This window comes from Chlamydia pneumoniae TW-183 (assembly GCF_000007205.1).
Lineage (GTDB): Bacteria > Chlamydiota > Chlamydiia > Chlamydiales > Chlamydiaceae > Chlamydia > Chlamydia pneumoniae.
On record NC_005043.1, the window covers coordinates 277,393 to 303,259 of the forward strand.

Sequence of the window (25,867 nt, forward strand, 5' to 3'; positions counted from 1 at the left end):
GTTTTAACTGGAATAAAAATTCTAACCCTTCCCCCTCTAATTACGATGTAGTTGTTTAAAATATTTTTAATTATTAGAAACTACTTGTTATTGGTCCATGAATATAAAAATAGAGGTCTTTCTAGCTTAGAAAAACCCCTATCTATAGTTATTACCAATTTATAATAGCAGTTGATCCCACTTGATAAGCAGGAGATATAATAAAGTATCTTAAACGATTAGTATCCGATTGTACTGTAATAATCGTGCTATAAATTAGGGTCCCTATGATCGGAATAAGTACTAGGCATCCTAACCAATCTGATGGACCTGGTTTATCCTTTGGTCCAAACAAGCATTGAAAATTCTCTTTACACGAGGGCAGAGGCCTTGATTTACAAGCTGCAATACAGGTATTAACAAGGAATTTTATAGCTAAAAACAGTAGTTTTACTACCATCAAGACGGCAAAAACAACTGCACAAATGACCGCCATAAAAGGGTAGAGAAGAATATCTGCAACTAGAGCTACTTTCGACGCAACGAATCTGTCGGGCTCGTTTGCATTACACAGATGATAACCAATAGAACAAGCCATTATTATCCTCCCTTTAACAAATTTTAATAAAAAAACTAAATAATTATAGTTTATTTATTAAAAAAAATAAAGTTATATTCTTTACTATTTCCCCGTTCAAGCCAAAGAGACCTCTTTTCTTTTAATTTTCTTGTTTTTCTATATTTACAGTATTTTGAAAAGATATATAGTAGTCCTAGGGAAAATCTTGGGACTCATAACGATCCAATTCTATCAGAATCTAGGTGGAATGTCTTCGGAGCGCTATAGTGCTTTGCATTCTAGGAAAAGTCTCTCTGTTTTACCCCATGTCGTACGAAAAGTATTGTTAAGTTTCCCTGATTTTAGGGGTAATGGTGACGTCAATTTAAGGAGCATTCGAAGTGACTAAGGGCTCTGTTTTTATTATTATGGGGCCTCCAGGCTCAGGCAAAGGAACCCAATCTCAATATCTTGCCAATAGAATAGGCTTACCCCACATCAGTACTGGGGATTTATTAAGAGCGATTATTCGAGAAGGAACTCCTAATGGATTGAAGGCTAAAGCCTACCTAGATAAGGGTGCTTTTGTTCCTAGTGATTTTGTATGGGAAATACTGAAAGAAAAACTGCAAAGCCAAGCCTGCTCTAAAGGATGCATTATCGATGGGTTCCCGAGAACCTTAGATCAGGCGCATCTTCTGGATAGTTTTCTTATGGACGTCCATTCTAACTACACGGTGATTTTCCTAGAGATTTCTGAAGACGAGATCTTAAAAAGAGTGTGTTCAAGATTTCTTTGCCCCTCCTGTTCGCGTATCTACAACACAAGTCAGGGACATACCGAATGTCCAGACTGTCATGTGCCTTTGATACGGCGTTCTGACGATACCCCGGAAATCATTAAAGAAAGATTAACAAAATATCAAGAACGCACAGCTCCTGTTATTGCCTATTATGACAGCTTAGGGAAGCTATGTAGGGTTTCTTCTGAAAACAAAGAGGATCTTGTTTTTGAAGACATTTTGAAATGCATTTATAAATAGTTTTTCTTCCTTCCAAAGAAAAGTACCGAATTCACCCGAAAAAAATTCACTCAGAACCTTGTCTTAAACTTGTCAGAAGGAAATTATGAAACACTACCTATCATTTTCTCCTTCTGCTGATTTTTTCTCTAAACAAGGTGCTATTGAAACTCAAGTCCTTTTTGGAGAGCGCGTCTTAGTCAAAGGGAGCACCTGCTATGCATATTCCCAATTATTCCACAATGAGCTGTTATGGAAGCCCTATCCAGGTCATAGCTTTCGTTCTACCCTAGTCCCCTGCACTCCTGAATTTCATATCCATCCAAATGTTTCTGTGGTTTCTGTGGATGCATTTTTAGATCCTTGGGGGATCCCTCTTCCTTTTGGAACTTTACTCCATGTGAATTCTCAAAATACCGTTATTTTCCCTAAGGATATTCTCAATCATATGAACACCATCTGGGGCTCCGGCACACCTCAATGCGATCCTAGACATCTACGTCGTCTAAATTATAACTTCTTTGCTGAACTTTTAATTAAAGACGCAGACCTTTTACTGAACTTTCCCTATGTATGGGGAGGACGGTCTGTACACGAAAGTCTGGAAAAGCCGGGTGTTGATTGTTCGGGATTTATCAATATCCTTTACCAGGCACAGGGATACAACGTCCCTAGAAACGCTGCAGATCAATATGCGGATTGTCATTGGATCTCTAGCTTTGAGAACCTTCCTTCTGGTGGGTTAATATTTCTTTACCCTAAAGAAGAAAAGCGTATTTCTCATGTTATGTTGAAACAGGATAGTTCCACCCTCATTCATGCTTCTGGTGGAGGGAAAAAAGTGGAGTATTTCATTTTAGAACAAGATGGGAAGTTTTTAGATTCGACTTATCTATTTTTTAGAAATAATCAGAGGGGACGGGCATTTTTTGGGATCCCTAGAAAAAGAAAAGCCTTTCTGTAATAAGAAAGGCTTTTTCCAAAAACGATTCGAAAAACGGTAAATATCTTAACGCTTAGAGAATTGGAAGCTTTTACGAGCTTTTTTATGTCCGTATTTTTTACGTTCTTTCTTTCTAGGATCTCTAGTAAGAAACCCGCAACTCTTTAGGTCTTGTCTATTCTCTTCATTTTCTTTTAAGAGAGCTCGTGCAAGGCCTAATCTTGTAGCAATTACCTGCCCTTGAATCCCTCCACCGCTCACACGAATAATTAAATCGTATTGACTTTGGTCTTCTGTAATTTTTTTCAAAGGAGAAAGAATTGTAGTTCTTTGAATTTCCAAAGGAAAATAATCTTCAAAAGACTTACCGTTTACATCAATTTTACCACTTCCAGGTCGTAAACGGACGCTAGAGACAGCCTGTTTTCTTCTACCTGTAGCTACAGATTCTTGTATTGTACTTTTTGCCACAACTCATCCTAAATTAAATATCTAATAAAATTGGCTTTTGAGATTCAAAAGTTTCGTATGAATCCCCTTTTACAATCCTTAAGGACTTCAATTGTTTCTTTCCTAAGCGAGTTCTGGGCATCATTCCCTTGATCGCATGCTCAATAATGTAATTAGGTTTTCTCGCCATCATATTTTCAAAAGGAATTTCTCGCATTCCAGAGATATATCCTGTGTAGTAGCGATAGATTTTTTGGCCTTTCTTAGCTCCAGTTAGGCGAACCTTCTCTGCATTAATAACAATAACACCGTCTCCCATAGCCACATGAGGAGTATAGGTGACTTTATGCTTGCCTCTTAAAATTTTTGCCACTTCTGAAGAAAGCCTTCCTAAGGTTTTCCCAGCAGCATCAACAACATACCATGACTTCGTAGTTTCACTGGACTTTACTATAGTTGTTTTTGTGTCTTTTCTTTTTTCCATAATAATGTAACTGTCTTACTAGAGAGGGCGATTATAAGTCTGTTCAAATTTTTTTCCAAACAAAAACAGCCGAAAATAACAAGTCTCTTAGTTTAAAAATATTTCCATAAATTTCTTTTCGTACAATTAGCAGTTTTTTCTTAACGGCTGCTGATATAAAAGCATTCAGACACCGTCTAAAGCTAGATCTCAAAAATATGGATTTATCTTGAAATCAGAGGGAGTGTTTTCTTAAGAGTTATGAAAAAATAGCTTGCCATTGGATAAGACTCCTTCCCTAGAACACCTAGAGGCGAGGTGCTTATTATGTGTCACAATAAGAATTCCACATAATGCGGATGCTTGTTCTAACAGAAGGTTATGAATCTGTTCTGAAGTCTCTTCATCGAGATTCCCCGAAGGCTCGTCTGCCAAAAGGATGGCCGGTTCGTTGATTAACGCTCTAGCAATAGCGACTCGCTGTTTTTCCCCTCCTGATAATTTAGAGCAGCGAGTCCGTACTTTGTCTTCAAGATTCACTAAATCCAAGAGCTCTAGAGCCCTGGTATATACAGGAGATCCTTTAGATATGTTTTTTCGAGCAATTAGAGCTGGCATTAAGACATTTTTTAATACTGTGTCGTCTTCTAGCAAATAAAAATTTTGGAAGACAAAGCCGATATGCTGGTTTCTAAAATTCGCAAGATCCTGGTTTTTTAGATCCTTATCAAAAAAGCGTAAGCTTCCAGAAGAAGGAACATCCAAAGTTCCTAAGAGATGCAATAGCGTGGTTTTACCATTACCTGAGGCTCCTGTAATCGATATAGTTTCTCCTGCATGCAGTGATAACGATACATCGGTCAAAATAGAAATATTTTGGTTCTGTTGCTGGATAGTTTTAGAAAGGTTTTTAGCTTCTATAAGTAAGGACATAGCTAATCTGCTTTTAAAATTTCTGAGACATGCATTTTTGCGACTTTTCTTGCAGGCAGGGCTCCTGAAACTGCGGCTAAAAGTAGCGTACCTAACCCTAGAAAATAAATAGCCTGGGGGTGAACGCTATTGGGAAGATTCTGGCCAAAGAAAGCAGTATTAAATGTTTCTCTTCCCTGTAAATAGTTCAGTGCTTTTACAATGAATTGTAAATTTTTTAATGTAATTATAGCGAATATCGTTCCTATAACCACTCCACAAGCTCCTGAAAATGCTCCACAACAAGCAAAGATGATCTTTAAACTTCGTGATGATGTCCCCATAGCTTTAAGAATGCCTATTTCCTTTTTCTTATTATTTACAAGGAGCATCGACATAGTCACGATGTTGGAGCAAGCAACAATAAGAATAAGTATGCACACAAAAAGAAAGAGAACTTGATCACTTTGAAGTTGATCTAGGATAGGCTGGAAATAATCGTAATCGTGTAGGGAAGAAATCTCCCAATAGTCATCGACACCTAAGGAAGTTAGAATATTTTCTATTTGTTTTTTTACAAAGACAATGCGTTTGGTATCGGGGAAAAATAGATGGAAGCCGTTACTCATCCCCAAGCCCTCGGATTGAGAACGAATGGATCTAGCAAGATCTGGGTCTATAAATACAGTTCTTCCCCCTAACGGAGAGAGCCCGGGATTATAAAATCCGATGACATGAACTGTATATTGAGTTTCTTTTTCATTCTCTATGGAGTAGGTACTAAAAACTCCTGTATCCCCTACTTTATAACCAGAGTCTTTATAAGTACTAGGGAGTATGATCGAAGCTCCTCGGTAGAGTTCTTCTAAATGATGGAAATCTTGTTGCCATCCCGAGGGGCTTCTATTAAATGGATTCAATTCCGCAGAGGTATAGTCTGTTTCATCGTAGGGTAAAACCTTATCTTCATAGGAAAGCTTAGAGGGATACGTTAAAAAATGCGTGAGATTTCTAGGCTGAGGTTTTTGTAATTTTAGAGAGGTTTTGATATCGAGGTAACCCACTCCCTGCTCAAATTCGATCACTTTCCCGTGTTGGGATTGAAGGTAGGGTCCTAAAGATTCTAGAGTCATCTTTACAGGATCTTTTTGCTGCCCTCCTAGATCACAGTCTTTTAATGGAAATGTTTCCGGAAGAAGGTAGTCTGATTCAGGATCATAAGGGTCGACTTGTGGAGAAGCTATTTTTTCTCCTAAAGTTTTCGTAGTGTAGTTAGAAAGACTGGAGTGTTTGTCTATTTGATAGTAGTACGAAGAATAATATGTGTCGGAGGGAAGAATAGTAATTGGAGAATGGAGTTGGGAAAGATCCTCTATCCATCTTTGTTCTAAACCGTGAATGACTGAAATAAAAACTATAGAAAGCCAGACAACAAGAGAAATGATACCCACAGAAAATAGGGAGACTATAGCTGAATATAGCCTTCCCCTTCCTGGAATCAAATACTTTAAAGCTACTGAAAATTCGAACTTCATGACTTCTAACTAAGAATACGATTTTAGAAGCGAGTAGTTAAGTACGATGAAATCCTTTTACCTAGCTTCTTTGAAAATTACGTGCCTACGCAGTTTTCTATCATATTTTTTGAGTTCTAGTCGACCTGTTGTTTTTCTTTTGTTTTTTACAGTCCAGTACATATCAGAACTTTCCGAGCTTTTTAATTTAATAATCTCCCGATTCTTGCTTGCCATGGATGAGTCCTTTTAAGAAAATAGTAAATCGCTTACTATGCTATATTTCTTTTCAAAAAGAATCAAGAACTCTCCCAATCATTATTAGAGAACCTAGGATGACAACAAAAAGTTTAGGATCTTTCAATTCAGTTATTTCCAAAAATAAAATTCATTTTATTAGTTTGGGATGCTCTCGGAACCTTGTAGATAGCGAAGTCATGCTAGGCATTCTTCTTAAGGCAGGTTACGAGTCTACTAATGAAATTGAAGATGCTGACTATTTAATTTTAAATACCTGTGCGTTTTTAAAAAGTGCTAGAGATGAAGCTAAAGATTATCTAGACCATCTAATTGATGTAAAAAAAGAGAACGCTAAAATTATTGTAACTGGATGCATGACTTCCAACCACAAAGATGAGCTTAAACCCTGGATGTCACACATCCATTACCTACTAGGTTCTGGGGATGTTGAGAATATTCTTTCTGCTATTGAGTCTCGTGAATCTGGAGAAAAAATCTCTGCAAAGAGTTACATTGAGATGGGAGAAGTTCCAAGACAGCTTTCCACACCAAAACACTATGCCTATTTAAAAGTTGCTGAGGGCTGTAGAAAACGTTGTGCTTTTTGTATTATTCCTTCCATTAAAGGAAAGCTCCGCAGCAAACCTCTGGATCAAATTCTTAAAGAATTCCGCATCCTTGTAAACAAGAGTGTGAAAGAGATTATATTGATAGCTCAAGACCTAGGAGATTATGGAAAGGATCTCTCTACAGACCGCAGTTCGCAGCTAGAATCACTATTACATGAGTTACTGAAAGAGCCTGGTGATTATTGGCTGCGGATGTTGTATTTATATCCTGATGAAGTGAGTGATGGCATTATAGATCTTATGCAATCTAATCCCAAACTTCTTCCCTATGTAGATATTCCCTTACAGCACATTAACGACCGTATTTTAAAGCAAATGCGAAGAACGACTTCTAGGGAGCAAATCCTAGGATTCCTAGAAAAATTACGTGCCAAGGTTCCTCAGGTCTATATCCGTTCTTCTGTTATTGTGGGTTTCCCTGGTGAAACTCAGGAAGAATTCCAGGAGTTAGCTGATTTTATTGGTGAGGGTTGGATTGATAATCTCGGAATTTTCTTGTACTCTCAAGAAGCGAATACCCCGGCAGCAGAACTCCCTGACCAGATACCAGAAAAAGTTAAAGAATCGAGGTTGAAAATTCTATCTCAAATTCAGAAACGCAATGTGGATAAACATAATCAGAAGCTCATTGGGGAAAAAATAGAAGCAGTTATTGATAACTATCATCCTGAAACGAATCTTTTACTCACTGCAAGGTTCTATGGACAAGCTCCTGAAGTGGACCCTTGTATTATTGTAAATGAGGCGAAGCTTGTTTCTCATTTTGGAGAAAGATGCTTTATAGAAATCACAGGGACTGCTGGTTACGACCTTGTAGGGCGTGTTGTAAAAAAATCTCAGAACCAAGCTTTGCTAAAAACTAGCAAAGCTTAGGGTCCTGTGGTTAGTTAACAAAAGGCAAAGTCGCTATATTCCAAGAAAAACTTTGCACTCTAAAGCTATAACTTCGATTTTCCAAAACAAAGTATCCAGGTCTCACAGCATAATATGTTGAGCAAAGCCACTGCATTGGTCGTGCACGGTAATAACTTGTTCCAGAACACGTCGACATAGCTAATTCAATTCTTATGTCAGGAAATAACGGGTTTTGATTTGCTTCATATGCTACCAAAAGAAGCTCCCCTCCTGTACCATTATCAATCCAATCTCCATGCTTGGTCATAAAAATTGAAATACGAAAGAGCCTAGGAATAGAAGCACTTGCTTGAAATCGCATCATCCAAGTCTGACTTGAGTCGATATAAATAGCGGAATTGATCACTGTACTTTGTGTTGACGTTTGATTGAACTTATTCCAAGGTACATTGACTCCCCCCAACCAATATCTCCCGAACCTACATGCCCTCCTGAAAGAGCAGCTCGCTGCATCATCATGACTCTGGTAAGTTTGTAGTATCCATAAGGCACATACTGTTGAGGTTGCTCAGTATTAATATTTGCATAGTCTTGACGCTTATTCCCCAAGGAGTCTTGATAAGAAAAAGGAGAATTCGATAGATTCACCCGACCGTTGAAAACCATAGTATTGAAGGTTTGTGGAGTGATATTGATATTTCCTCCAACGGAAAGATCGTTCTGGCATATCAGTCCTCCATCTGCATCAACAAAATTTCCTAAAACTTGAGTATTCTCTGTAGCAATATTCTGACCAATAGTAAGTGCTGTTTTCTTTTGCTCATCAGTAAGGTTGATTGATTCGATGTTAAATCGAACAAAAGTAGGAATCGATATTGTTATTTTTTGTGTTGTGGGTATCGAACTCGACATTAATCTACCTCCACAAAATTAGATGGAAATGGAAACCAAATGACACATGTGGATAGAGACATAAGGTTCATCCATATCGTGCTCTCTAAGTTAATCCAAGGATAGTCATAAGGAGGACTAGAAACCAGCTCTGTTACACTGAAGATTGCAGTTACAGCGACACTCGTACGGTCACTCGAATAACCTCCTCTAGTATCTGAAGTACAAAGCAACGTTTTATTATTTCCAGAGACAAAATTAAGAATTAGAGTGGCAGAATTATCTCCGTCATGTTGTCCGCTCCACCGTGTGAGCTGCATAGTGACTTGATAGATCCCGACTTGTTTGAGTTTAACCACAGGCTCAATATCTGCATATCTGCTGAAGTCAGGGGTCGCGTTACGACTCACACTTTTAGAGGTGATAGCTGCAACATGAGTTTCAATTGTAGTGTTAGGGGCAACGTAATAACCATTCCCAGGATAATACGTATAGAGATTCGCAGCCTGACATCCAGTTTTTCTATAATAACTAAATGTAAGCGCATCTCGAGCAGACTGAGGATCACTAATATTATTGCATACTGGAGTTTGCGATACGTCTGTCTTAGAATAGATATTAAAACCGTCAGAGAGTGTAGTAGCATTAAGTTGAGAACCTTCCGCAGACACATTACCCTTCACAATAAATTCACATGGAGAAGTCGTGGTATCTAAGACTTTGAGATCCCGAGTCTCTAAATTATTTTCTATTCTTACATTCCTTTCGACACTGAGAGTTGCTTGATCTATAAATAAATTCTGATCTTTGACCCCCAGAGTTTTCATTGGGATTTATAGGTGGAGTCGTCGATCCAAATATGTTTCCCTGTTGTTTTATTTTTTTCATAACTACCCTCTATCGTCCGGATAATAGAGAAGAGAAAAGGAGTAATTCCCTATACCTGCACTAGAACCACCGTTACTGAGATAGAAAATACCCGCTCTATAGCGATCCGAAGCATTCGGATCATTAGGATTAGGAGCTACATCTACAGAGGCTCTATATATTGAGGTCCCCAGTGTACCTATTGTTGCATACCCTCCACCACTATAAATCGTGCTTTCACATTGGACTTGTCCTAAACCATTATTGATATAAATGGCTCCTCCCCAACGATTATTCCATCCCCACCGTTTACCAACAGTAAATGAAACGATATAGGTTCCTGCTGCAAGAAATTGTATCGCAGTATTTCCCCCTACAGTTAATTCTCGTGTACTTTGCTTCCATCCTATAAAACGAAATATACTATTTACATTACGTGACTGATATAGAGTATATTCCGAACCAGTCAGAGGCAAATAAGATTCCCCTGAGTTAAAATCAAAATCTCCGATCAGAGGCTTGGAACAGAAAAAATATTCGGGAGAACGAACATAATTCGCTGGCACCGGATCGCAGTCTTCTTTTGGCAATGCACAATTACTCAGACGATTATTTTTAAAATCTATAGAGATTTGGGAGGAAGTAAAGTTTTGTGCATTTAAATTATAAGTAGTTCCTGAAGTTAATCCAGTTGCTGAAACTTGATCTTTAAATGTTGCATTCCCCTGAACAGAAAATGTTTCAGTCGATGAGATTCCTTGGGCCTGTGTATCAAAGGTCTTGAGATTGGCTGCTAACAAATCACCATCTACAGTTGAGTCTAATTTAAAATAGCACTCATTATTATTAATATTGTTTTTCATGATAACTTTTAATAAAGTTTAATTTATCAACTCAAAATCAAATTAATAATATTAAGTCAAATTATTAAATTTAAAATATAGAAAAGATAAGAATCAGAAAATATTCAAACTTAAGAAAAGGGATTCAATAAAAATGAGTGTGAATAACCGTAAGAAATAGAAGCCAAGTGATATAAGGAAATCGAACTCCAAGCATCGTTAGTTTCTAACAATACTTGGAGTTCGATGATTATTCAACGTAAGGCAAGGCAACTATGTTCCAAGAAAAGAAAGAGACTCTTAACCCTCCACCAGCTCTATTCTGGAAAGTAAAGTAACCATTATTTTGAGCATAGTATGTAACGCAAACTACCTGTAAAGGACGTGTTTCATAATAACTGGACCCTCTAGAGGTCGTCATTGCAAGATCTGTGACATTTATCCTCCCTCCGCCTTGCTCATATTCATTCGCCGCTAAGAGAATATCTGCTCCTGTTCCGTTATCCAACCAAGAACCATGTTTAGCCATAATAACACTAATACGAAAAAGTTTTGGCACCTTATTATTTACTTCGAAAACCAATTTAGTTGAGTCATTTGGGTCAATATAAATCTCTGTTCCTGATGTTTTTTGAGTTGACGTTTGATCGAACTTATTCCAAGGGACATAACTTCCAGATGGAACACTTCCACCACCTACATACCCTGATGAATGAGCAGCTCGCTGTGCCATCATAATTTGCGTACGTTTATAATACCCGAAAGGAACATATTCTTGAGGTTTCCCTGAGCTCATTTTTTCATAGTCGGTAATGTCTTGTCCTTGAGAATTTTTATAAGACAAAGGTGAATTAGATAAATTTAAGCGACCATCAAAAACCATGCTATTGGTGCTTGTAGGTCTGATATTTATATCTTTTTGTATTGTAAGATCCGATTGACAAGTCAGTCCGCCGTCTGTACAGGTGAGATCTCCTCTAACTACAGTATTTTCTGTAGTTACTTTTCCCCCAACAGTAAATGTCGTTTTTTTTTGATCTTCAGTCAAATTGATAGATTGAATATTAAATCTAACAAAAGTCGGAATTGAAATTTTTGTTTTCGGTGTAGGATTTGACATTAATCTACCTCCGCAAAATTAGCTTGAAATGGAAACCAAATAACACATGTTGACATGGATTTAATATCTAAACCAATAGTAGTTTCTAAGAATAACCAAGGGTAATCATGAGGGGGGGTAGCAACAATTTCTGTTAAAGTAAACGTGCCTGTTACAGCAATACTAGTCCTATGTCCTCCTGAGTAACCTCTCGTATCTGAAGCACAAAGCAGCGTCTTATTATTCCCAATCATTAAGTTCAGATATAAATTAGGATTATCAAGTCCACTATGTTGCCCGCTCTCGCGACGTATTTGTATTGTGACTTGATAGATTCCAGGTGCCTTGAACTGAATATAGGGGAATCTCGTTACAGCATCATAAATTTTAGCTGAAGCGCTAATGCGATACGTCTCTGGATTCGGGTTTTGACACACCGTTTCGATTGGTTTACCTACAGTAGTAGGCTGAGATGAACTATAGTAGGTATACAGATTAAGGGCCTGGCATCCAGTGTTCCTATAATAGTTATATGTTAAAGCATCTCTTGGAGATTGGGGATCGCTAACATTTGTAAACTTAGGAACTCGGCCATCCTGATCTTCAGAAGTGATCTCCAAACCTTTAGAAAGTGTTGTCGCTTTAAATTGAGAACTTTCTGCTGATAATCCGCCCCCGACAGTAAATTCACATGGAGAAGTGATTGTATCTGCAACTTTTAAATCTCGAGTCTCTAAAAAGTTTTCTATATCGACATTGCCATCCACATTAAGAGTCGCTTGATCAAGAAATAAGTTCTGATCTTTTATTCCAGTATTTTCGGCTACATTTGTAGACGGAGTAGAAGCATTAGGTAGAATTTTTTGTAGGTTTCTTCTTTTCATAACTACACCTTATCCCCCGCAAAATAAAGAAGTGTAAAGGAATAGTTCCCTATTACCGCGCTGTGATCTCCATTGCGAACAAACAAAAAATTATTCATATATTTGTCACTTGGATTGTTCGGGTCAGGATCTATATCACTATGATCTCTATATACTGCGGTACTTAAATACCCTATCGTTGAATACCCTCCGCCACTATACACTGTGCTCCCGCACAACATTGTTCCATCGCCAGTGTATTTCCCTTCAAATAGACGAATCGATCCTCCCCAACCATTGTTCCATCCCCAGCGCTTACCAATAGTAAAAGTTAGGATATAGGTTCCTGCAGCAAGAAGTTGTATGGCTGTGTTCCCCCCAAGTGTAATTTTTTCGAATTTTGATCCCAATCTACAAAACGAAAAACATCACCAGCCTTGCTTGACTGATACAAAGTATAGTTTGATCCATCTCCAGTTATAGGTAAGTATCGACTACTTCCATCAAACATAAAAGTCCCTTCTATTGGCTTGGCACAGAAAAAATATTGGGGAGAACGGACATAGTTCGCGGGAACAGGATCGCATGGGTTTTTCGGTAATGCGGGATTACTAAGACGATTATTCTTCATATCGATTGTTATTGAGGAAGGCGCCGGGCCTGTAGCATTTAACTTATAGGTAGATGCCGAAGTCAAACCTGTTGCTGAAACTTTCTCTTTAAATGTCGCGTTCCCCTGAACAGAAAATGTTTCAGTCGATGAGATTCCTTTAGCTTGCTTATCAAAAGTCTGAATATTCGAAGCTAATAAGTCTCCATCTACTGTTGAATCGAGTTTAAAATAACACTCATTGTTATCTTGATTATTTGTTGTTGTCATTTCAATAAAATAGTTATAAGTTTTTCTTTTAAAAACAAAATAGATCTATTTAGTCAAATAATTAACTAATAATAATTCTCTTACGAAACAAGATAATAAATAAAATTCACAAAAAATAGGAACTGTTCGCAATCAAAAACCTTTGATTATCGATTGAGATTTGGAACTTTTAATTCAAAAGTTCTCTCCCCGAATCCAAATAATTTTTTACATTTTCTGAGCGAATTGATTAGATAGAAACTATGAGATGACAATTCATGAAATGCATTCCCAATAGTTATAAGTTTTATATAAGATCCTTGAGAATTCAAGATATTGAAGAAAAAGAAGTGGGGGTGGCTGGATTTGAACCAACGTATCCGTAAGGAGCCGGATTTACAGTCCGATGCAATTGACCACTATGCGACACCCCCAAAAATGCTGGAGAAAGGAATTGAACCCTCAACCGTTCGATTACAAATCGAATGCTCTGCCAATTGAGCTACTCCAGCAGAAATAGAAGTGCGATTATCTCAAAAAGAAAGTTTTATTCTCAATCAGAAAGTAACTTATCTGAAATTAATCTTCCTCAACTGGAGGTTTTTGAGAGTTTTCAGATATGCGAAAATCTTCTTGTGTAGGGATAAAATCCTCACAAACAAAATTAGTGTCTTGATTCAAAGTAGCTGTACTCTCCATAGGTGGAGCTAGATTCTCTCCAGTATTTAGAATCTCAAAATTATGCTGCTGAAGTTTCTCTGTAACCAATTTCTCTTCTTTTGCCTGAGCTTTCTTAAGAGCTTTTTTACTCATTACTTCTTTGTTCTTAGTAATCTGATGAAACTTACCAACAGCCGCTTTCTGTTCTGAAGTTAAAGATTGAGATAAACGCTGGAACAACTTCGTACAATTATCTCCTGCTTCTCCCTGCTCGGATGCAGAGAGAACTTCAGCAGAAAATTTAAATTTTCCTTCAGTTGTATACCGAGCTGTTTGTTCTTCTTTTTTTAAACAACATTGCTTGTACTTTTTATTAGAACCACAAGGGCATAAATCATTTCTATTAATTTTTTTTGACACGTGATCCTCTTCCACACAAGATCTTTTAGAAAAGTCTAAATAAGCTCAAAATAAAATCCAAAGTCAAATGCAAAAACCTATTGCTTTTTTCTTTAACCTTGGAACCTAGTACTCGTTAATAAAAAGAAGAAAAACTTAATGAATAATTAAAGGTACAAACTTTATGCCAGCCTATTCACCTGAACTATAAGTTTCTGGATTTTTAACAGCGATTTCTTAAGAATAATATTCCTTTAACCATCCATTCATTGTTTTCATGTCCACTTTACTTTTAAATCCTCCGTGGATGAAAGCGGGAAAACGTATAGAAAGCTTGGTCCGAAAAGCACTCTATACCCATACCATGTTAGCAAATCATCGTAAAATTGTAGTTGCTCTCAGTGGTGGGAAAGATAGTCTTACACTTCTTTTAATGCTCAAAGCAATTTCTGGAAGAGGATTCCCAGATTTAGATCTCCACGCGGTCAATATCGGAGGAAAATACTCTTGTGGAGCAGAAGTTAATAAACCTTATTTAACCCGCATCTGTGATCAACTGTGCATTCCGTTTAGAACAATTCCCTCTCCTTATGCACCCGAAACCCCAGAATGTTATCCATGCTCTCAAGCAAGGAGACGTTTACTTTTCCAAGCCGCTAAAGAAATAGGAGCTTCGGCTATCGCTTTTGGTCATCACCGAGATGACCTCGTCCAAACCGCCTTATTAAATCTTCTACATAAAGCAGAGTTTGCTGGAATGCTTCCCGTTTTGGATATGGTCCATTTCGGAGTTACCATTTTGCGCCCCTTAATTTTCACTCCCGAATTCTGGATTCGCAAGTTCGCTAAGGAAAACGGCTTCGCAAGAGTCACTTGCCGTTGTCCCGTGGTTTCATTAAGAAGCAAAGCGGAACAAAGTTTAAAGTTATTAGAAGAGGTATTCCCTTTAGCACGTCATAATATCGCTTTGGCAATTCAAGAACATGGGTCATCCAAATCACAAAAAATTTGAGAGACACTTTGTTATTAATTAATTTTTAATATAAATAAGGAAGTAAAAGTTTACTTGGTTCTCATGAATAAAAGATTAAAGATAATTCTAACTAATGATGATGGAATCACAGCTAAAGGAATGAGTTGCCTAGTCTCTGCTCTATTGGAAGCAAATATTGGTGATATTTATATTGCAGCTCCCCAAGCCGAACAGTCGGGGAAAAGCATGGCAATCTCTCTGAACCAAGTAGTCTGCGCCTCTCCGTATGCATACCCGCAACCCGTTAAAGAAGCATGGGCAGTAGGAGGCTCTCCTACAGATTGCGTTAGACTCGGCCTTAGAACACTTTTTGAATCGGTTTCCCCTGATTTAGTGATTTCAGGAATTAACTGTGGGAACAACATATGCAAGAATGCTTGGTATTCAGGAACCATAGGCGCTGCAAAACAAGCCTTGGTCGATGGCATTCCATCGATGGCACTTTCTCAGGATAACCATATTTCTTTCTTTCAACAAGACAAGGCTCCTGAAATTTTAAAAGCATTAGTGATTTATCTCTTGTCTCAACCCTTTCCTTGTTTAACTGGGTTAAATATTAACTTTCCTACCAGTCCTGGGGGTTCCTCTTGGGAAGGTATGCGACTTGTGCCTCCAGGAGATGAATTTTTTTACGAGGAACCTCAATACCTAGGCTCTGTAAACAAAAATCAATATTATGTAGGGAAAATTTCTGGAGTACGGATTGGAGAGCATCCATCAGAAGAACTCGCTTGCATGCTAGAAAACCATATCAGCGTGTCTCCTATATTTTCACAAAACTCTCCTATCGGCTTAATGACTCTAGAGGAATTTCAAAAGACACAAGAAAATTTCAATGCATCGCTTTTAAGCTCTGAGCTGACCACTAAAATTTTCTAAAAGCCCCCTAGTCTTTGGTATCAGAGGTCTTTTTTTACAAAAGATCTCTTGTTTAATCGAGATTTAATCACTTAAATTGAAAGAAAAATAATTGTGATTAAACTATTTCTTCTGGTAAGTTTATGCTCCTATCTTATTGGATGCGTAGCTCAGCGGTTAGAGCACCTGTCTTACACACAGGGGGTCATAGGTTCAAATCCTGTCGTGTCCATTTGCGGGAGTAGTTCAATTGGTTAGAGCACCGCCCTGTCAAGGCGGAAGTTGCGGGTTCGACCCCCGTCTCTCGCGAAGTATGCTTTCAGAGGTTTCAGGATGTCTCACGGTCCACGTCCAACAAAATTCAGTTTCCCTCTGTATTTCTCCAAAACATTAAGTTGGTTTATTTTAGGTGGCTTTCTTGCTGCTTGCGGAGTTCAGATGGTATTAGTGCCTAATGAACTTATCGATGGTGGTATTGTTGGCCTCTCCATTATAGCCTCGCATTTTTTAGGTCACAAAGCCCTTCCTTTTTGCTTAGTTCTCTTCAATCTTCCTTTTGTATTCCTAGCATTTAAGCAAATTGGGAAATACTTTGTGATTCAAATGTTGACAGCCGTGATTATTTTTTCGTGTTCTCTCTGGCTTATTGATCAACTCCCCTCTTGGCTCGGCATGAGCCCCTTTGTTTTTAAAGGATCAGAAATGGAAACCGTTGTGCTAGGCGGTGCTATTATTGGCGTGGGTTGTGGATTGATTATCCGCCACGGAGGGTCTACAGATGGCACAGAGATTCTAGGAATCATTATCAATAAAAAGAAAGGCTACACTGTTGGCCAAATCATTTTATTTGTAAACTTCTTTATCTTTGCTTTATCTGGTATTGTCTACAAAAATTGGCACACTGCTTTCGTTTCATTTCTAACCTATGGAATTGCAACAAAAGTCATGGATATGGTGATTTTAGGCCTCGAAGATACGAAGTCTGTCACTATTATTACCTCTTCTCCAAGAAAGCTAGGCCATATTCTCATGGAAACCTTAGGGATTGGCTTAACCTATATTCATGCAGAAGGAGGATACTCCGGAGAACCTAGAAACCTTCTTTATGTTGTTGTCGAACGTCTTCAACTTTCACAACTAAAAGAAATCGTTCATAGAGAAGATCCCTCAGCATTTATCGCCATTGAGAACCTCCATGAGGTAATCAATGGTAGACGAACTTAATCCTTGAAAGAATCACTCTGGATTCGACCATTGTTTCGTTAGGTCGCTGGGGATATTTAGATAAGCAAGGATTTTTCCTACTAAAGCATTTTCAAGATCTTCAACCGATTGAGGCTTAAAGTACCACATAGGCATCGGCGGAAAAATCGTTGCCCCACTCTTGCTTAATTTTAAGAGATTTTCTAAATGGATCGTATGCAAAGGGGTCTCTCTAGGGACAAGAATCAAGGGTCGCCTTTCTTTAAGAGCCACATCAGCAACACGTCGCAGTAAATTATCTGCTAAACCTATGGAAATAGCTGCAACTGTAGTCATACTGCAAGGAATAATGATCGTAGCTTCTACAGGACAAGATCCTGACGCTAAAGAGCTCTCTATAGCTTGAATGCTATGAGTATGAATATACTCTAAGTTTTCTTCTGAAAATAATGCGTCAAAAGACTGACACCCTAGTTCATAATACAACGTCTTTCTTCCTGAAGGAGAAATAATTACTTCAACTTGATGTTTTGCATTTACGAGTTCCTTAATAAGCTTAACAGCTAGTATTACCCCAGAGGCACCTGAAATGCCCACAACATAACGCTTCATCTACTCAAACTCCAAAACAAAGTCATACTTACAAGAAACGATAGAGCAATCGCAATATTCGCTAAAAAGAATTTGCTCTCTCCTTCTTGATCTTTTTTACTGTAGTTAGAATACATTCTAACTACCTTAAGAATCACAACTAGAGGAATGATAGCTGTGAAATAGAACTCTTTATCTAAAGAACCAACAAAACCTGAAAAAATATAAGCAAGATAACTTACCCATAAGTTTACTTTTGCAATTTCAACGGCTTTCTTTTCACCGTAATGTGCAGGAACACTACGCAATCCTTCTTCCCTATCAAATTCGGTATCTTCAATTGCATATATGATATCATTTGCAGCTATTACCATACCCACACTCCCTCCCCATAAAAGAGCAAGAAAGCATAAACGCATGGAAAGCCCCGACTCAGCAAAAGCACAAAAATTCATAAGAATCGCTACAGTGTACACCAACCCTAATCCCCAATGGCAGAAAAAAGTCACCCTTTTCATATAGGGATAGACGATCATAAGAGTCAGTGAAGCGATGCCCAAACTAAAAATACGGAGAATCTTGCAGAGAAAAAGAAAAAGAAAACTACAAAATAGAGAGAGTACCCAAGCAAAATTTAAAGAAACAAGATTCGCAGGAAGGACTCTTTTCGATGTTCTTGTATTTTTTTTATCAATGAACCGGTCGATACACTGATTCACTACAATTCCCGTAGTCCTTGCAAAAACAAAGGCTATGGCTCCAAAAACTGAAATCTTGAACCCTTCTTTAAATGATAAATTTTGGGAAATCTCATTTATAGAAAGAGCAAAGACTGTGGATGCTGATAAAAAAAGTATTGAAAATATTGAATACTTAAAATTAACTAAATTTAAAAAATAATTTAATCTCACAATTATTATCTTCTATATAATTATTTTTTTATTTATAAAAAAAATATACTCCTCTCTATTCATCGGGGGTGATCCCCCCAATCTTTTTAGAACCCCCTATGTTAGGGGGTTCGTCTTTTTATGCCTCTACTGTGTACATTTCAGGCATTAGTGCGATACATTTTTCTTAAATCCAAAAAGTTCCATGTTCTTTCGTATAGAGGGTAGTTCTTGTGCATCAGAAATGGTCCTTAAACAAAACTCCTAACGCCAAGACAACAAGCTGATTATGAAGTGCTTGTCAAAACAAAAATCCTTTTAAATATATTGCTCTTTAAAGAAAAATAATGACAAGAAATTCGTAAAAAAGCGCTGTTTTATTAACAAAAAGGAAGAGACTTTATACTTATGATTCTAGTACAAAATTGCAGAATCAGATGAAAAGAACTGTACTAGGGTTTTTAAAATTTAGTTATTATATCAAGAAATAAAATTAAAAATACCTTTAACCTAAAAAGATTAATCTTGATTTAATTGATTTTTCTAATAAAATTATTCGATCTCAAAAATAAAACGAGTAGATAATGGCGTTAGATGAAATTAATAATCAGAACAACCCATCGCAACAGATAGCCTCCTCGACTTCTCAAACTTCTAAAATCAACCAAGATCGAAAAACTTTCGCATGCACTGTTACCCTACTTGTTGTAGCAACTTTGATGATCCTATCCGGGATTGTTTTGCTATTTACTATAGGTTCCCTAGGACTCAGCGTTCCTTTATCTGGAATTCTAGGGACTTTTGCAGTGACAGTAGGAGCTGTTCTCTTTATCACAGGTCTAACTATTCTAGTTAGAAAATCCCTAGGAATCGAACAGAAAAACGAAGACTTGAATTTTTTAAAGATTAAGACCCCAACTCCCCCAGCACGCCCCCTAATGTCAAAGTTTAGTGTTACCTGCTCCACTACAAGTATTGTTTTAGGAATGGCTCTTCTTATCGGTGCTGTCGTCTCCGTATTTTTTCTCACAGGATATCTACAACTAGGCTTGTGTGCAGGACTTGTAGGTCTTGGAACCGCCCTATTTGTTGCAGGATTAGCAAGGATGTCCCCTCGTAGCCTAGCAGACCAAGAAGGCTCCGGCTCCGCCGATTCTCAATCAAATATTGTTGGAATAGGTGAGCCAAAAGCAGCTCAGGAACAAAAATGGTATAAAATGGCAGTGGTAAGGGGAGAAGATGGTATACCAACAGCAATTCGCCTAACACCAGAGAAATAAACTATTATTTTAAGAACAAAAAAGGGTTTTAAAGTAGGTAAATGAGAAAACTTACTCACTATAAAACTCTTAAAACTATAAAAATTCCGAACTTTTATACTATATCGAAAGCAATTCATCCAGGAATTACAGAAAATTGAAAAACTATTTAATAATCTACCTAAATTTTCTGATTTAAAGAACTATAAGATGTAACTTTAACGATTTTTTTAGTAAACTAATTCGGATTAAAAATGAAATGAGTGTCAATAATGTCATTGAATAAAACCAATGCCCTTCTCAATCAACCAGAGCCTGCTGTTTGCCTTAATGCTTGGGACCCTAAATATATCAACCAAGATCGAAAAACTTTCGCATGCACTGTTACCCTACTTGTTATAGCAACTCTGATGATCCTAACAACAGGAGTTATCGTATTACTTGCTATGGGCTCTCCTGGATTAAGCGTTCTTGTATCAACAATTATAGGAACCTCTGTAACAACTTTAGGGACTGCTCTCTTCATAATTGGTTTAGTTAAACTAATTAAAAAATCATTAGCATGGATACAGTATCAGAAATACTTTCAAGAAGTCGTAAAACAGAAATATGAACCCTTTAGCATTCCTAAAAATGATAACGTACACAAACTCACTTCGTGCTTACCATCACCTTTAGATATTGAGAGTCCGTCTCCAGAAGCAAGTACCCCAGTCTCTAAGTTACGCATTGCATGTTCAGGAGTCGCTATTGTTTTAGGAGTGACTCTTCTTATTGGTGCTGTCGTCTCCGTATTTTTCTGCACTGGATACCTACAACTAGCTCTATGTGTAGGATTCGCTTGTCTTGGAACTGCCCTCTTTGTTGGGGGATTGGCAGGGTTGCGGACCCACAGCTTAATCGCTCAGGGCATCATGTATCTTTACCTGACTTACTATCTATCATCGGCTCTGGAAGAAAGAAACGAAACAGTCAAGGATCAGCGTAACGAAATCAATACATATTTAACCGAGGAATGCAGGCAGCAAAAAAGGGAAAAGGCGCTGTTGGAATAGAAACAATGGGCACTATCTCTCATGTCTCAATGTCAGAGTAGCAGTACATCTACCTGGGAATGGATGAAATCTTTTGTGCCAAACTGGAAGAATCCAACTCCCCCCTTATCTCCTATACCTTCTGAGGACGAATTTATATTAGCATACGAGCCATTTGTTCTACCGAAAACAGATCCAGAAAACGCACAAGCTAATCCTCCAGGCACATCTACACCGAATGTAGAAAACGGGATCGATGATCTCAACCCTCTTCTGGGGCAACCCAACGAACAAAACAATGCCAACAATCCAGGAACTTCTGGATCTAATCCTACATCTCTACCCGCCCCCGAACGACTCCCTGAAACTGAAGAGAACAGCCAAGAAGAAGAACAAGGATCTCAAAATAATGAGGATCTTATAGGATAAAAACAGTGCGAATGAGTTCCGCCCTGTTTAATACTGTGTTAAGAAAGAGCAGCCATTCAGATAAATGTCCAGCTAAAGCAAGAAGGACAAAGACTCTTGCTTCTCCTTTGATACAAGAAATGACTCCTATCTTTCATAGTTTATAGCAATACTATAATTTCACGTCTGTTATCTTTGGATTCACTTGTTCTACAATGACTTGCTTTAAAAATTTCTCAGCCCGAGAAGAAAGTATGGACTCTGCTTTCCCTTTAGAAAAAATACGATGAATCAACTGATTTAGAACGGGATGGGCTTCCGCAGAACTACACTCATTAAAAAAGAAATTTTCGTCTTCATTTGCATAAAAGAAATCCGACCCAAGAACAATACTTGATAAAATTCCGAGATTCTCCGCATGGAGGACATGCTTCTCCAAATCACCCAAGGAATCTCCTACATAAGACCTCACTAGATTCAAACCAATAACACCTTTTCTTCTCACAATCTCCTTGGCATGGGCATCTACAAGGTTCCTTCGATGATCAAGAACAGATCGAAAATTAGAATGACTGGCAATCACTGCGAGATTGGGCAATTTATCGGCAGTATAATCTAAAATATCTTCAGCTAACTTATCACTACAATGGCTAAGATCTATTGGAACTCCAAGTTCGTACATGATATCTAAAAGAACCTTACCATCATTAGAAAGTCTCTTAGGAGCTTCTGTGCCGCCTCCAAAACGGTTATCCCCTTTCCATACGATTCCTAGATAGGCAAGAGGCCCCTGTTTAGTTAAATGTATAAGCTTTGCTAATAGAGTCCCAAGGGGGGCGGTATCATCTCCCAAAGCTGAGGCATTTTCTATACTACGAATAAGACTTAGTGATTTTTTTTGAGAAGAGGATCCGTTCTCTTCTTCTTCATAAGATAATAACCCAATATCCGGATATTGGTTAGGAAGAGAAAAAAACAGAGAGTTTTGTTTATCACAATTAGGTTCCCCCCGACTGTGGGGGACAAAAATAGCACACACCTGCTGACGTACGCCTCCAGATAGGAGTTGTTCTGGAGAACACCTCACCGCAGGATCTTTCCGACAAAAATGCGGATGCGAAAGTAAGTCACAATGCATATCGATAGTCATAACACACCTAAATGCTACTCAATATAATAAGGGGAAAGAAAGGGGAAAAGTTCGGGATAATCCGATGTATTTATATCATAAATAAAGACTATAGAAGGAGTTTTCTTTTTTAAAGCTTCCCGTAATCTGGTATAAAAATTCTTAGGTTTAGGATGTTCACAAACCACACCTTTAAAATCTAAAGATCCGCTCAAAAAAGATACTAATTGCTCTTGATTTTTCACTGTATAGATCTTGATATGCTTCGAAAAGGCATGTGACGTTCTATGAAAAATCTTAGCTTCAGTCCCTGCAATGTTTTCTATAACACTGCGAGAAATCAGCCCCTCACGATAAATATAAAGAGGATCTGAGGCAACTACTGTGGACTCTAAACCATGGGAACAAGGGCCATCAAAAATACAGAGATCATGATCAGCAAAGTCTGCGAATATCTCTTGAGCTGTAAGAGCTGAAGGAAACTCTGAAAGATTCGCAGATGTTCCGATTAAGGTTCCACAGTGATCCACAATTTCCCGAACTACAGAGTGATCTACAATGCGAAACGCTAGTGTTTCTTTAGGGAATCTAGGATTGCGGTGCTTAACTACTAAAGTAATTGCTCCTGGGAAAAGTTGAGCTAATTTCTTAGCTGTAGGAGATAAGGGATAACCAGAAATGTTTTCAATATCTTCAATAGAATTTACATAAAGGGCAAAAGCTTTACTAGGTTCTCTATCTTTTAAAGCATAGAGTCTTTCTTCAGCTTCAGGGGCATACAAGCTAAGAACAAACCCATAGACAGTGTCAGTAGGAAGAGCGACAATTTTCCCTTGATGTATAGCTGACATAACCTCTGGAAGCGAAAAAGTAATCTGTGCTTTTTTATCAGGCACAATAACTCCAAAAATAGATTAAAGAAGGTCTATGTTTTTTAGAATCCGCACAAAACCGCTTATACATATAATTTGTACGCTCTTTATCAAAAAGAGAATTCCTTAGATTAACGCAAAAAGTTAATCTAAATCCATAATTTTTATTCAGAAAATAGATTTTTTATTAACTTATACAAACTAAACATTCAAAAATCCAAAACTACATCTTAAAATATTGACTACGCCACTTGAAGACAAAAAAGAAATTATTGATCCCTAATTCCCTTCGATATAACGTGGTAACTTCTTATTATTAAAAATAAAAACTTATGACAGACTACTCTTTCTTTCGTCGCAAAATTGGCAATATTGAAGCCATAGAGTGCCCTGGAAATCCTCAAGATCCTATCATTATTCTGTGTCATGGTTACGGATCACTTGCTGATAATCTCACCTTCTTTCCTTCGATATGTTCCTTTTCAAAATTACGCCCCACATGGATTTTTCCAAATGGAATCCTTCCCTTGGAGAATGACTTCCGAGGCTCTCGTGCATGCTTTCCTCTTAATGTTCTTTTATTACAAGAACTCTCTAGGCTCTATGCCAATGGAGTAGGGAACCTTCAAGAAAAATATGATGAACTATTTGATGTAGATCTAGAGACACCGAAAGAAGCTTTGGAAGAACTTATCCTCAATCTCAATCGACCCTATAATGAAATTATCATTGGTGGATTTAGTCAAGGAGCCATCCTGGCTACCCACCTTGTCTTAACTTCTCAGAATCCTTATGCTGGAGCCTTAATCTTTGCTGGCGCAAGACTGTTCAATCAAGGCTGGGAAGAAGGACTTAAACAATGTGCTCAAGTGCCATTTTTACAAAGCCACGGTTATGAAGACGAAATTCTTCCTTATCACTTAGGAGCACACCTTAATGATCTTCTATTAACAAAGTTGAACGGGCAATTTGTTTCTTTCCATGGAGGACATGAAATTCCCTCTGTAGTATTCCAAAAAATGCAAGTTACAGTTCCTAATTGGATAGATCCTGCCCGGGGCTGACAGAAACGAGTTCCTTTTCTTTATACTGGAGAGATACCAACTGAATAGCTACCCATTCTAAAACAGATGCTGCCGATGAGGAGTTATTCAATGACCGACAGGCAGATTCCACAATTAAAAGCACCTTATCTAAAGGCAGTAATGGCAATTGTAGGATCTCCTTAACATGCTCAGGATAGTTTAAAGCTGAAGCCTTTAATCCTAAATTCAGAGTATAACGATCTCGATATAGCTCTAGGAGCACTTCCATGAATCGTTGCACCTTGTCTCTTAACACCTGTTTATCTGTCTCTGAAGATTCTTTTATAATTTGAGACACTTCAGTAACGGGAATTTCACATTGGGCATAGCGAAATAAATAAGAAAACGTCTCTTTGGAACATAAGATTTTTTCTCCCCTCTCAATAAAAATAGAGAGACTCCGAGAAATGATAGTCTTTGGCAATCTCTGAACTTTTGCTGTTGTCAATATGATAACAGCATGTTTCGGAGGTTCTTCGAAGACTTTTAAAAATGCGGAAATCGCAGCTAAAGTCATTCGATCTGCTTCGTGAATAATGTAGATCTTATAGTTTGCTTCAAAAGGAGATATATAAATCTGCTTCTTAATTCCCCTAGGAAGATCTATAGAGTGCAGTCTTCCCTTTCCTTCTGGAAAGAATTGATAAATATCGGGATGAATCTTTTGAGAAACTTTATGTTCGGAACCTGGAGATGACGATAGCAAAATCTCCGATGCTAACTGTTCTGCTTTATCCTGTAAAACAGGAAGGGTAAATCCATGCAGCAGTATAGCTGGAGGCACTTCCTGATGATAAACTTTCCTAAGTAAAGCTTCCCAGCCTTGATTCTCTTCTTCTAGGTGCATAACCCAAGTTGCGTATGTAGCATCACTTTGTCTATTAAACTAGCTAGTGATTCACGAGCATCAAGAACCAAGTAACGACTAGGATCGGCACTAGCAAGAGATAAAAATCCTTCTCGGATCCTGTTATGATAGCTCAAAGGCTTTTTTTCAAACTTGTCAAAAACCTTTTGTCGGTGCTTCCTTTGTAAGCCAATGTCTGCAGGAATATCCAAGAGTAAAACAAAATTAGGAAGGAAAGGTGTAGGTCCTACAACCTTAGAACAAAGGTCGGCAACAAAATCAGCACCCAAACCTTCGGCTATTCCCTGATACACAATCGTGGAATCGTGGAATCTCTCACAAATGACAATATAGCCATCACGCAATGCGGGAATGATCACTTCCTGAATATGTTGAGCACGTGATCCAAGAAACAAAAAGAGTTCACAACAGCGAGAGAGTTCTAAGTGAGGAGGTTCCAAAATTAAATCTCGGAGTCTTTCGCCTATAAGGCACCCTCCAGGTTCCCTTGTTAACAAAACCTTCCGATCTTGAGCTACTAGCTGATCTCCTAAAGCCTTTGCTAAAGAACTTTTGCCAGACCCTTCGCCCCCCTCAATCACGATAAACACA

30 protein-coding genes and 4 tRNA genes are annotated in these 25,867 nt (G+C 37.9%); 12 read left to right on the forward strand and 22 right to left on the reverse strand.

Annotated elements, in window-relative coordinates:
- The first annotated feature begins 939 nt into the window (after positions 1-939).
- A complete protein-coding gene (locus CPB_RS01240; protein ID WP_010882896.1) occupies positions 940-1,581 on the forward strand; it encodes an adenylate kinase in 642 nt (213 codons plus the stop codon).
- Between the two features lie 85 nt (positions 1,582-1,666).
- A complete protein-coding gene (locus CPB_RS01245; protein WP_010882897.1) occupies positions 1,667-2,524 on the forward strand; it encodes a C40 family peptidase in 858 nt (285 codons plus the stop codon).
- A 45-nt stretch (positions 2,525-2,569) separates the two neighbouring features.
- Here the strand turns inward: CPB_RS01245 and rpsI are convergent, their stop codons facing one another.
- The 5 genes from rpsI to rpmG all read right to left on the reverse strand — a co-directional run bounded on the left by rpsI (position 2,570) and on the right by rpmG (position 6,079).
- Positions 2,570-2,974: a 30S ribosomal protein S9 gene (rpsI, locus tag CPB_RS01250; RefSeq protein WP_010882898.1), complete on the reverse strand. Its 405-nt coding sequence runs from the start codon at positions 2,972-2,974 to the stop codon at positions 2,570-2,572.
- A gap of 13 nt (positions 2,975-2,987) precedes the next feature.
- Positions 2,988-3,437, reverse strand: a complete 450-nt coding sequence (gene rplM, locus CPB_RS01255) for a 50S ribosomal protein L13 (RefSeq protein ID WP_010882899.1) — start codon at positions 3,435-3,437, stop codon at positions 2,988-2,990.
- A gap of 231 nt (positions 3,438-3,668) precedes the next feature.
- Complete coding sequence (locus tag CPB_RS01260; RefSeq protein WP_010882900.1) at positions 3,669-4,349, reverse strand: ABC transporter ATP-binding protein; 681 nt, start codon at positions 4,347-4,349, stop codon at positions 3,669-3,671.
- A 2-nt stretch (positions 4,350-4,351) separates the two neighbouring features.
- Positions 4,352-5,863: an ABC transporter permease gene (locus CPB_RS01265; RefSeq protein ID WP_011126090.1), complete on the reverse strand. Its 1,512-nt coding sequence runs from the start codon at positions 5,861-5,863 to the stop codon at positions 4,352-4,354.
- A gap of 57 nt (positions 5,864-5,920) precedes the next feature.
- The gene (rpmG, locus tag CPB_RS01270; protein WP_010882902.1) at positions 5,921-6,079 is read right to left on the reverse strand and encodes a 50S ribosomal protein L33; all 159 of its coding nucleotides are present in this window, start codon (positions 6,077-6,079) and stop codon (positions 5,921-5,923) included.
- Positions 6,080-6,177: 98 nt separating this feature from the next.
- On the opposite strand from rpmG, the gene rimO reads away from it, so the two are divergent.
- A complete protein-coding gene (gene rimO, locus CPB_RS01275; RefSeq protein ID WP_041466977.1) occupies positions 6,178-7,584 on the forward strand; it encodes a 30S ribosomal protein S12 methylthiotransferase RimO in 1,407 nt (468 codons plus the stop codon).
- Positions 7,585-7,594: 10 nt separating this feature from the next.
- Here rimO and CPB_RS01280 read toward each other — a convergent pair whose 3' ends face one another.
- The 11 genes from CPB_RS01280 to CPB_RS01330 form a co-directional block, all read right to left on the reverse strand.
- The gene (locus CPB_RS01280) at positions 7,595-7,930 is read right to left on the reverse strand and encodes a hypothetical protein (RefSeq protein WP_123838457.1); all 336 of its coding nucleotides are present in this window, start codon (positions 7,928-7,930) and stop codon (positions 7,595-7,597) included.
- Between the two features lie 38 nt (positions 7,931-7,968).
- On the reverse strand, positions 7,969-8,478 hold the full coding sequence (locus tag CPB_RS01285) for a hypothetical protein (protein WP_010895306.1): 510 nt from the start codon (positions 8,476-8,478) through the stop codon (positions 7,969-7,971).
- A complete protein-coding gene (locus tag CPB_RS01290; RefSeq protein ID WP_010882904.1) occupies positions 8,478-9,284 on the reverse strand; it encodes a hypothetical protein in 807 nt (268 codons plus the stop codon). Before CPB_RS01290 ends, CPB_RS01285 begins: the two co-directional genes overlap by 1 nt.
- 63 nt (positions 9,285-9,347) lie before the next feature.
- The gene (locus tag CPB_RS01295) at positions 9,348-10,187 is read right to left on the reverse strand and encodes a hypothetical protein (protein ID WP_011126092.1); all 840 of its coding nucleotides are present in this window, start codon (positions 10,185-10,187) and stop codon (positions 9,348-9,350) included.
- A 229-nt stretch (positions 10,188-10,416) separates the two neighbouring features.
- Positions 10,417-11,286 (reverse strand): hypothetical protein, encoded by an 870-nt coding sequence (locus CPB_RS01300; protein WP_010882906.1) that lies wholly within the window; start codon positions 11,284-11,286, stop codon positions 10,417-10,419.
- Positions 11,286-12,149: a hypothetical protein gene (locus CPB_RS01305; RefSeq protein ID WP_010882907.1), complete on the reverse strand. Its 864-nt coding sequence runs from the start codon at positions 12,147-12,149 to the stop codon at positions 11,286-11,288. The genes CPB_RS01300 and CPB_RS01305 overlap by 1 nt, the downstream gene beginning before the upstream one ends.
- A 2-nt stretch (positions 12,150-12,151) precedes the next feature.
- Positions 12,152-12,538, reverse strand: a complete 387-nt coding sequence (locus CPB_RS05790) for a hypothetical protein (RefSeq protein ID WP_010895307.1) — start codon at positions 12,536-12,538, stop codon at positions 12,152-12,154.
- Positions 12,460-13,008, reverse strand: a complete 549-nt coding sequence (locus CPB_RS05795) for a hypothetical protein (protein ID WP_011126093.1) — start codon at positions 13,006-13,008, stop codon at positions 12,460-12,462. The genes CPB_RS05790 and CPB_RS05795 overlap by 79 nt, the downstream gene beginning before the upstream one ends.
- Before the next feature lie 330 nt (positions 13,009-13,338).
- Positions 13,339-13,421 (reverse strand) — tRNA-Tyr (locus CPB_RS01320).
- Between the two features lie 5 nt (positions 13,422-13,426).
- Positions 13,427-13,499, reverse strand: a tRNA-Thr gene (locus tag CPB_RS01325).
- A 67-nt stretch (positions 13,500-13,566) separates the two neighbouring features.
- Complete coding sequence (locus CPB_RS01330; protein WP_010882908.1) at positions 13,567-14,067, reverse strand: YecA family protein; 501 nt, start codon at positions 14,065-14,067, stop codon at positions 13,567-13,569.
- Positions 14,068-14,323: 256 nt separating this feature from the next.
- Here CPB_RS01330 and CPB_RS01335 point away from each other — a divergent pair, with 256 nt between their 5' ends.
- From CPB_RS01335 to CPB_RS01355, 5 genes are all read left to right on the forward strand, one after another.
- Positions 14,324-15,058, forward strand: coding sequence for a tRNA 2-thiocytidine biosynthesis TtcA family protein (locus CPB_RS01335; RefSeq protein ID WP_010882909.1), 735 nt, complete (start codon positions 14,324-14,326; stop codon positions 15,056-15,058).
- Between the two features lie 54 nt (positions 15,059-15,112).
- On the forward strand, positions 15,113-15,958 hold the full coding sequence (gene surE / locus CPB_RS01340; protein ID WP_010882910.1) for a 5'/3'-nucleotidase SurE: 846 nt from the start codon (positions 15,113-15,115) through the stop codon (positions 15,956-15,958).
- Between the two features lie 138 nt (positions 15,959-16,096).
- Positions 16,097-16,169 (forward strand) — tRNA-Val (locus tag CPB_RS01345).
- 3 nt (positions 16,170-16,172) lie between these two features.
- A tRNA-Asp gene (locus tag CPB_RS01350) sits at positions 16,173-16,246 on the forward strand.
- 24 nt (positions 16,247-16,270) lie between these two features.
- On the forward strand, positions 16,271-17,161 hold the full coding sequence (locus CPB_RS01355; protein ID WP_010882911.1) for a YitT family protein: 891 nt from the start codon (positions 16,271-16,273) through the stop codon (positions 17,159-17,161).
- Positions 17,162-17,173: 12 nt separating this feature from the next.
- Here CPB_RS01355 and CPB_RS01360 read toward each other — a convergent pair whose 3' ends face one another.
- On the reverse strand, positions 17,174-17,752 hold the full coding sequence (locus CPB_RS01360) for a flavin prenyltransferase UbiX (protein ID WP_010882912.1): 579 nt from the start codon (positions 17,750-17,752) through the stop codon (positions 17,174-17,176).
- The gene (locus CPB_RS01365; RefSeq protein ID WP_010882913.1) at positions 17,749-18,642 is read right to left on the reverse strand and encodes a 4-hydroxybenzoate octaprenyltransferase; all 894 of its coding nucleotides are present in this window, start codon (positions 18,640-18,642) and stop codon (positions 17,749-17,751) included. Before CPB_RS01365 ends, CPB_RS01360 begins: the two co-directional genes overlap by 4 nt.
- Before the next feature lie 563 nt (positions 18,643-19,205).
- Between CPB_RS01365 and CPB_RS01370 the strand changes: the two genes are divergently transcribed.
- The 3 genes from CPB_RS01370 to CPB_RS01380 all read left to right on the forward strand — a co-directional run bounded on the left by CPB_RS01370 (position 19,206) and on the right by CPB_RS01380 (position 21,343).
- Positions 19,206-19,901 (forward strand): hypothetical protein, encoded by a 696-nt coding sequence (locus CPB_RS01370; protein WP_010882914.1) that lies wholly within the window; start codon positions 19,206-19,208, stop codon positions 19,899-19,901.
- A gap of 251 nt (positions 19,902-20,152) precedes the next feature.
- On the forward strand, positions 20,153-20,935 hold the full coding sequence (locus CPB_RS01375; protein ID WP_011126095.1) for a hypothetical protein: 783 nt from the start codon (positions 20,153-20,155) through the stop codon (positions 20,933-20,935).
- Between the two features lie 63 nt (positions 20,936-20,998).
- Positions 20,999-21,343 (forward strand): hypothetical protein, encoded by a 345-nt coding sequence (locus tag CPB_RS01380; protein ID WP_011126096.1) that lies wholly within the window; start codon positions 20,999-21,001, stop codon positions 21,341-21,343.
- 151 nt (positions 21,344-21,494) lie between these two features.
- Here CPB_RS01380 and CPB_RS01385 read toward each other — a convergent pair whose 3' ends face one another.
- Positions 21,495-22,472 (reverse strand): dipeptidase, encoded by a 978-nt coding sequence (locus CPB_RS01385; RefSeq protein ID WP_010882917.1) that lies wholly within the window; start codon positions 22,470-22,472, stop codon positions 21,495-21,497.
- A 14-nt stretch (positions 22,473-22,486) separates the two neighbouring features.
- Positions 22,487-23,347, reverse strand: a complete 861-nt coding sequence (locus CPB_RS01390) for an L-threonylcarbamoyladenylate synthase (RefSeq protein WP_011126097.1) — start codon at positions 23,345-23,347, stop codon at positions 22,487-22,489.
- Positions 23,348-23,655: 308 nt separating this feature from the next.
- Between CPB_RS01390 and CPB_RS01395 the strand changes: the two genes are divergently transcribed.
- Complete coding sequence (locus CPB_RS01395; RefSeq protein ID WP_010882919.1) at positions 23,656-24,387, forward strand: alpha/beta hydrolase; 732 nt, start codon at positions 23,656-23,658, stop codon at positions 24,385-24,387.
- Here the strand turns inward: CPB_RS01395 and CPB_RS01400 are convergent.
- Positions 24,359-25,255: a DNA polymerase III subunit delta' gene (locus CPB_RS01400; protein ID WP_010882920.1), complete on the reverse strand. Its 897-nt coding sequence runs from the start codon at positions 25,253-25,255 to the stop codon at positions 24,359-24,361. The genes CPB_RS01395 and CPB_RS01400 overlap by 29 nt on opposite strands.
- Entirely contained in the window at positions 25,246-25,866 is a 621-nt protein-coding gene (tmk, locus tag CPB_RS01405; protein ID WP_010882921.1) for a dTMP kinase, read from the reverse strand. The genes CPB_RS01400 and tmk overlap by 10 nt, the downstream gene beginning before the upstream one ends.
- Position 25,867 lies beyond the last annotated feature (1 nt).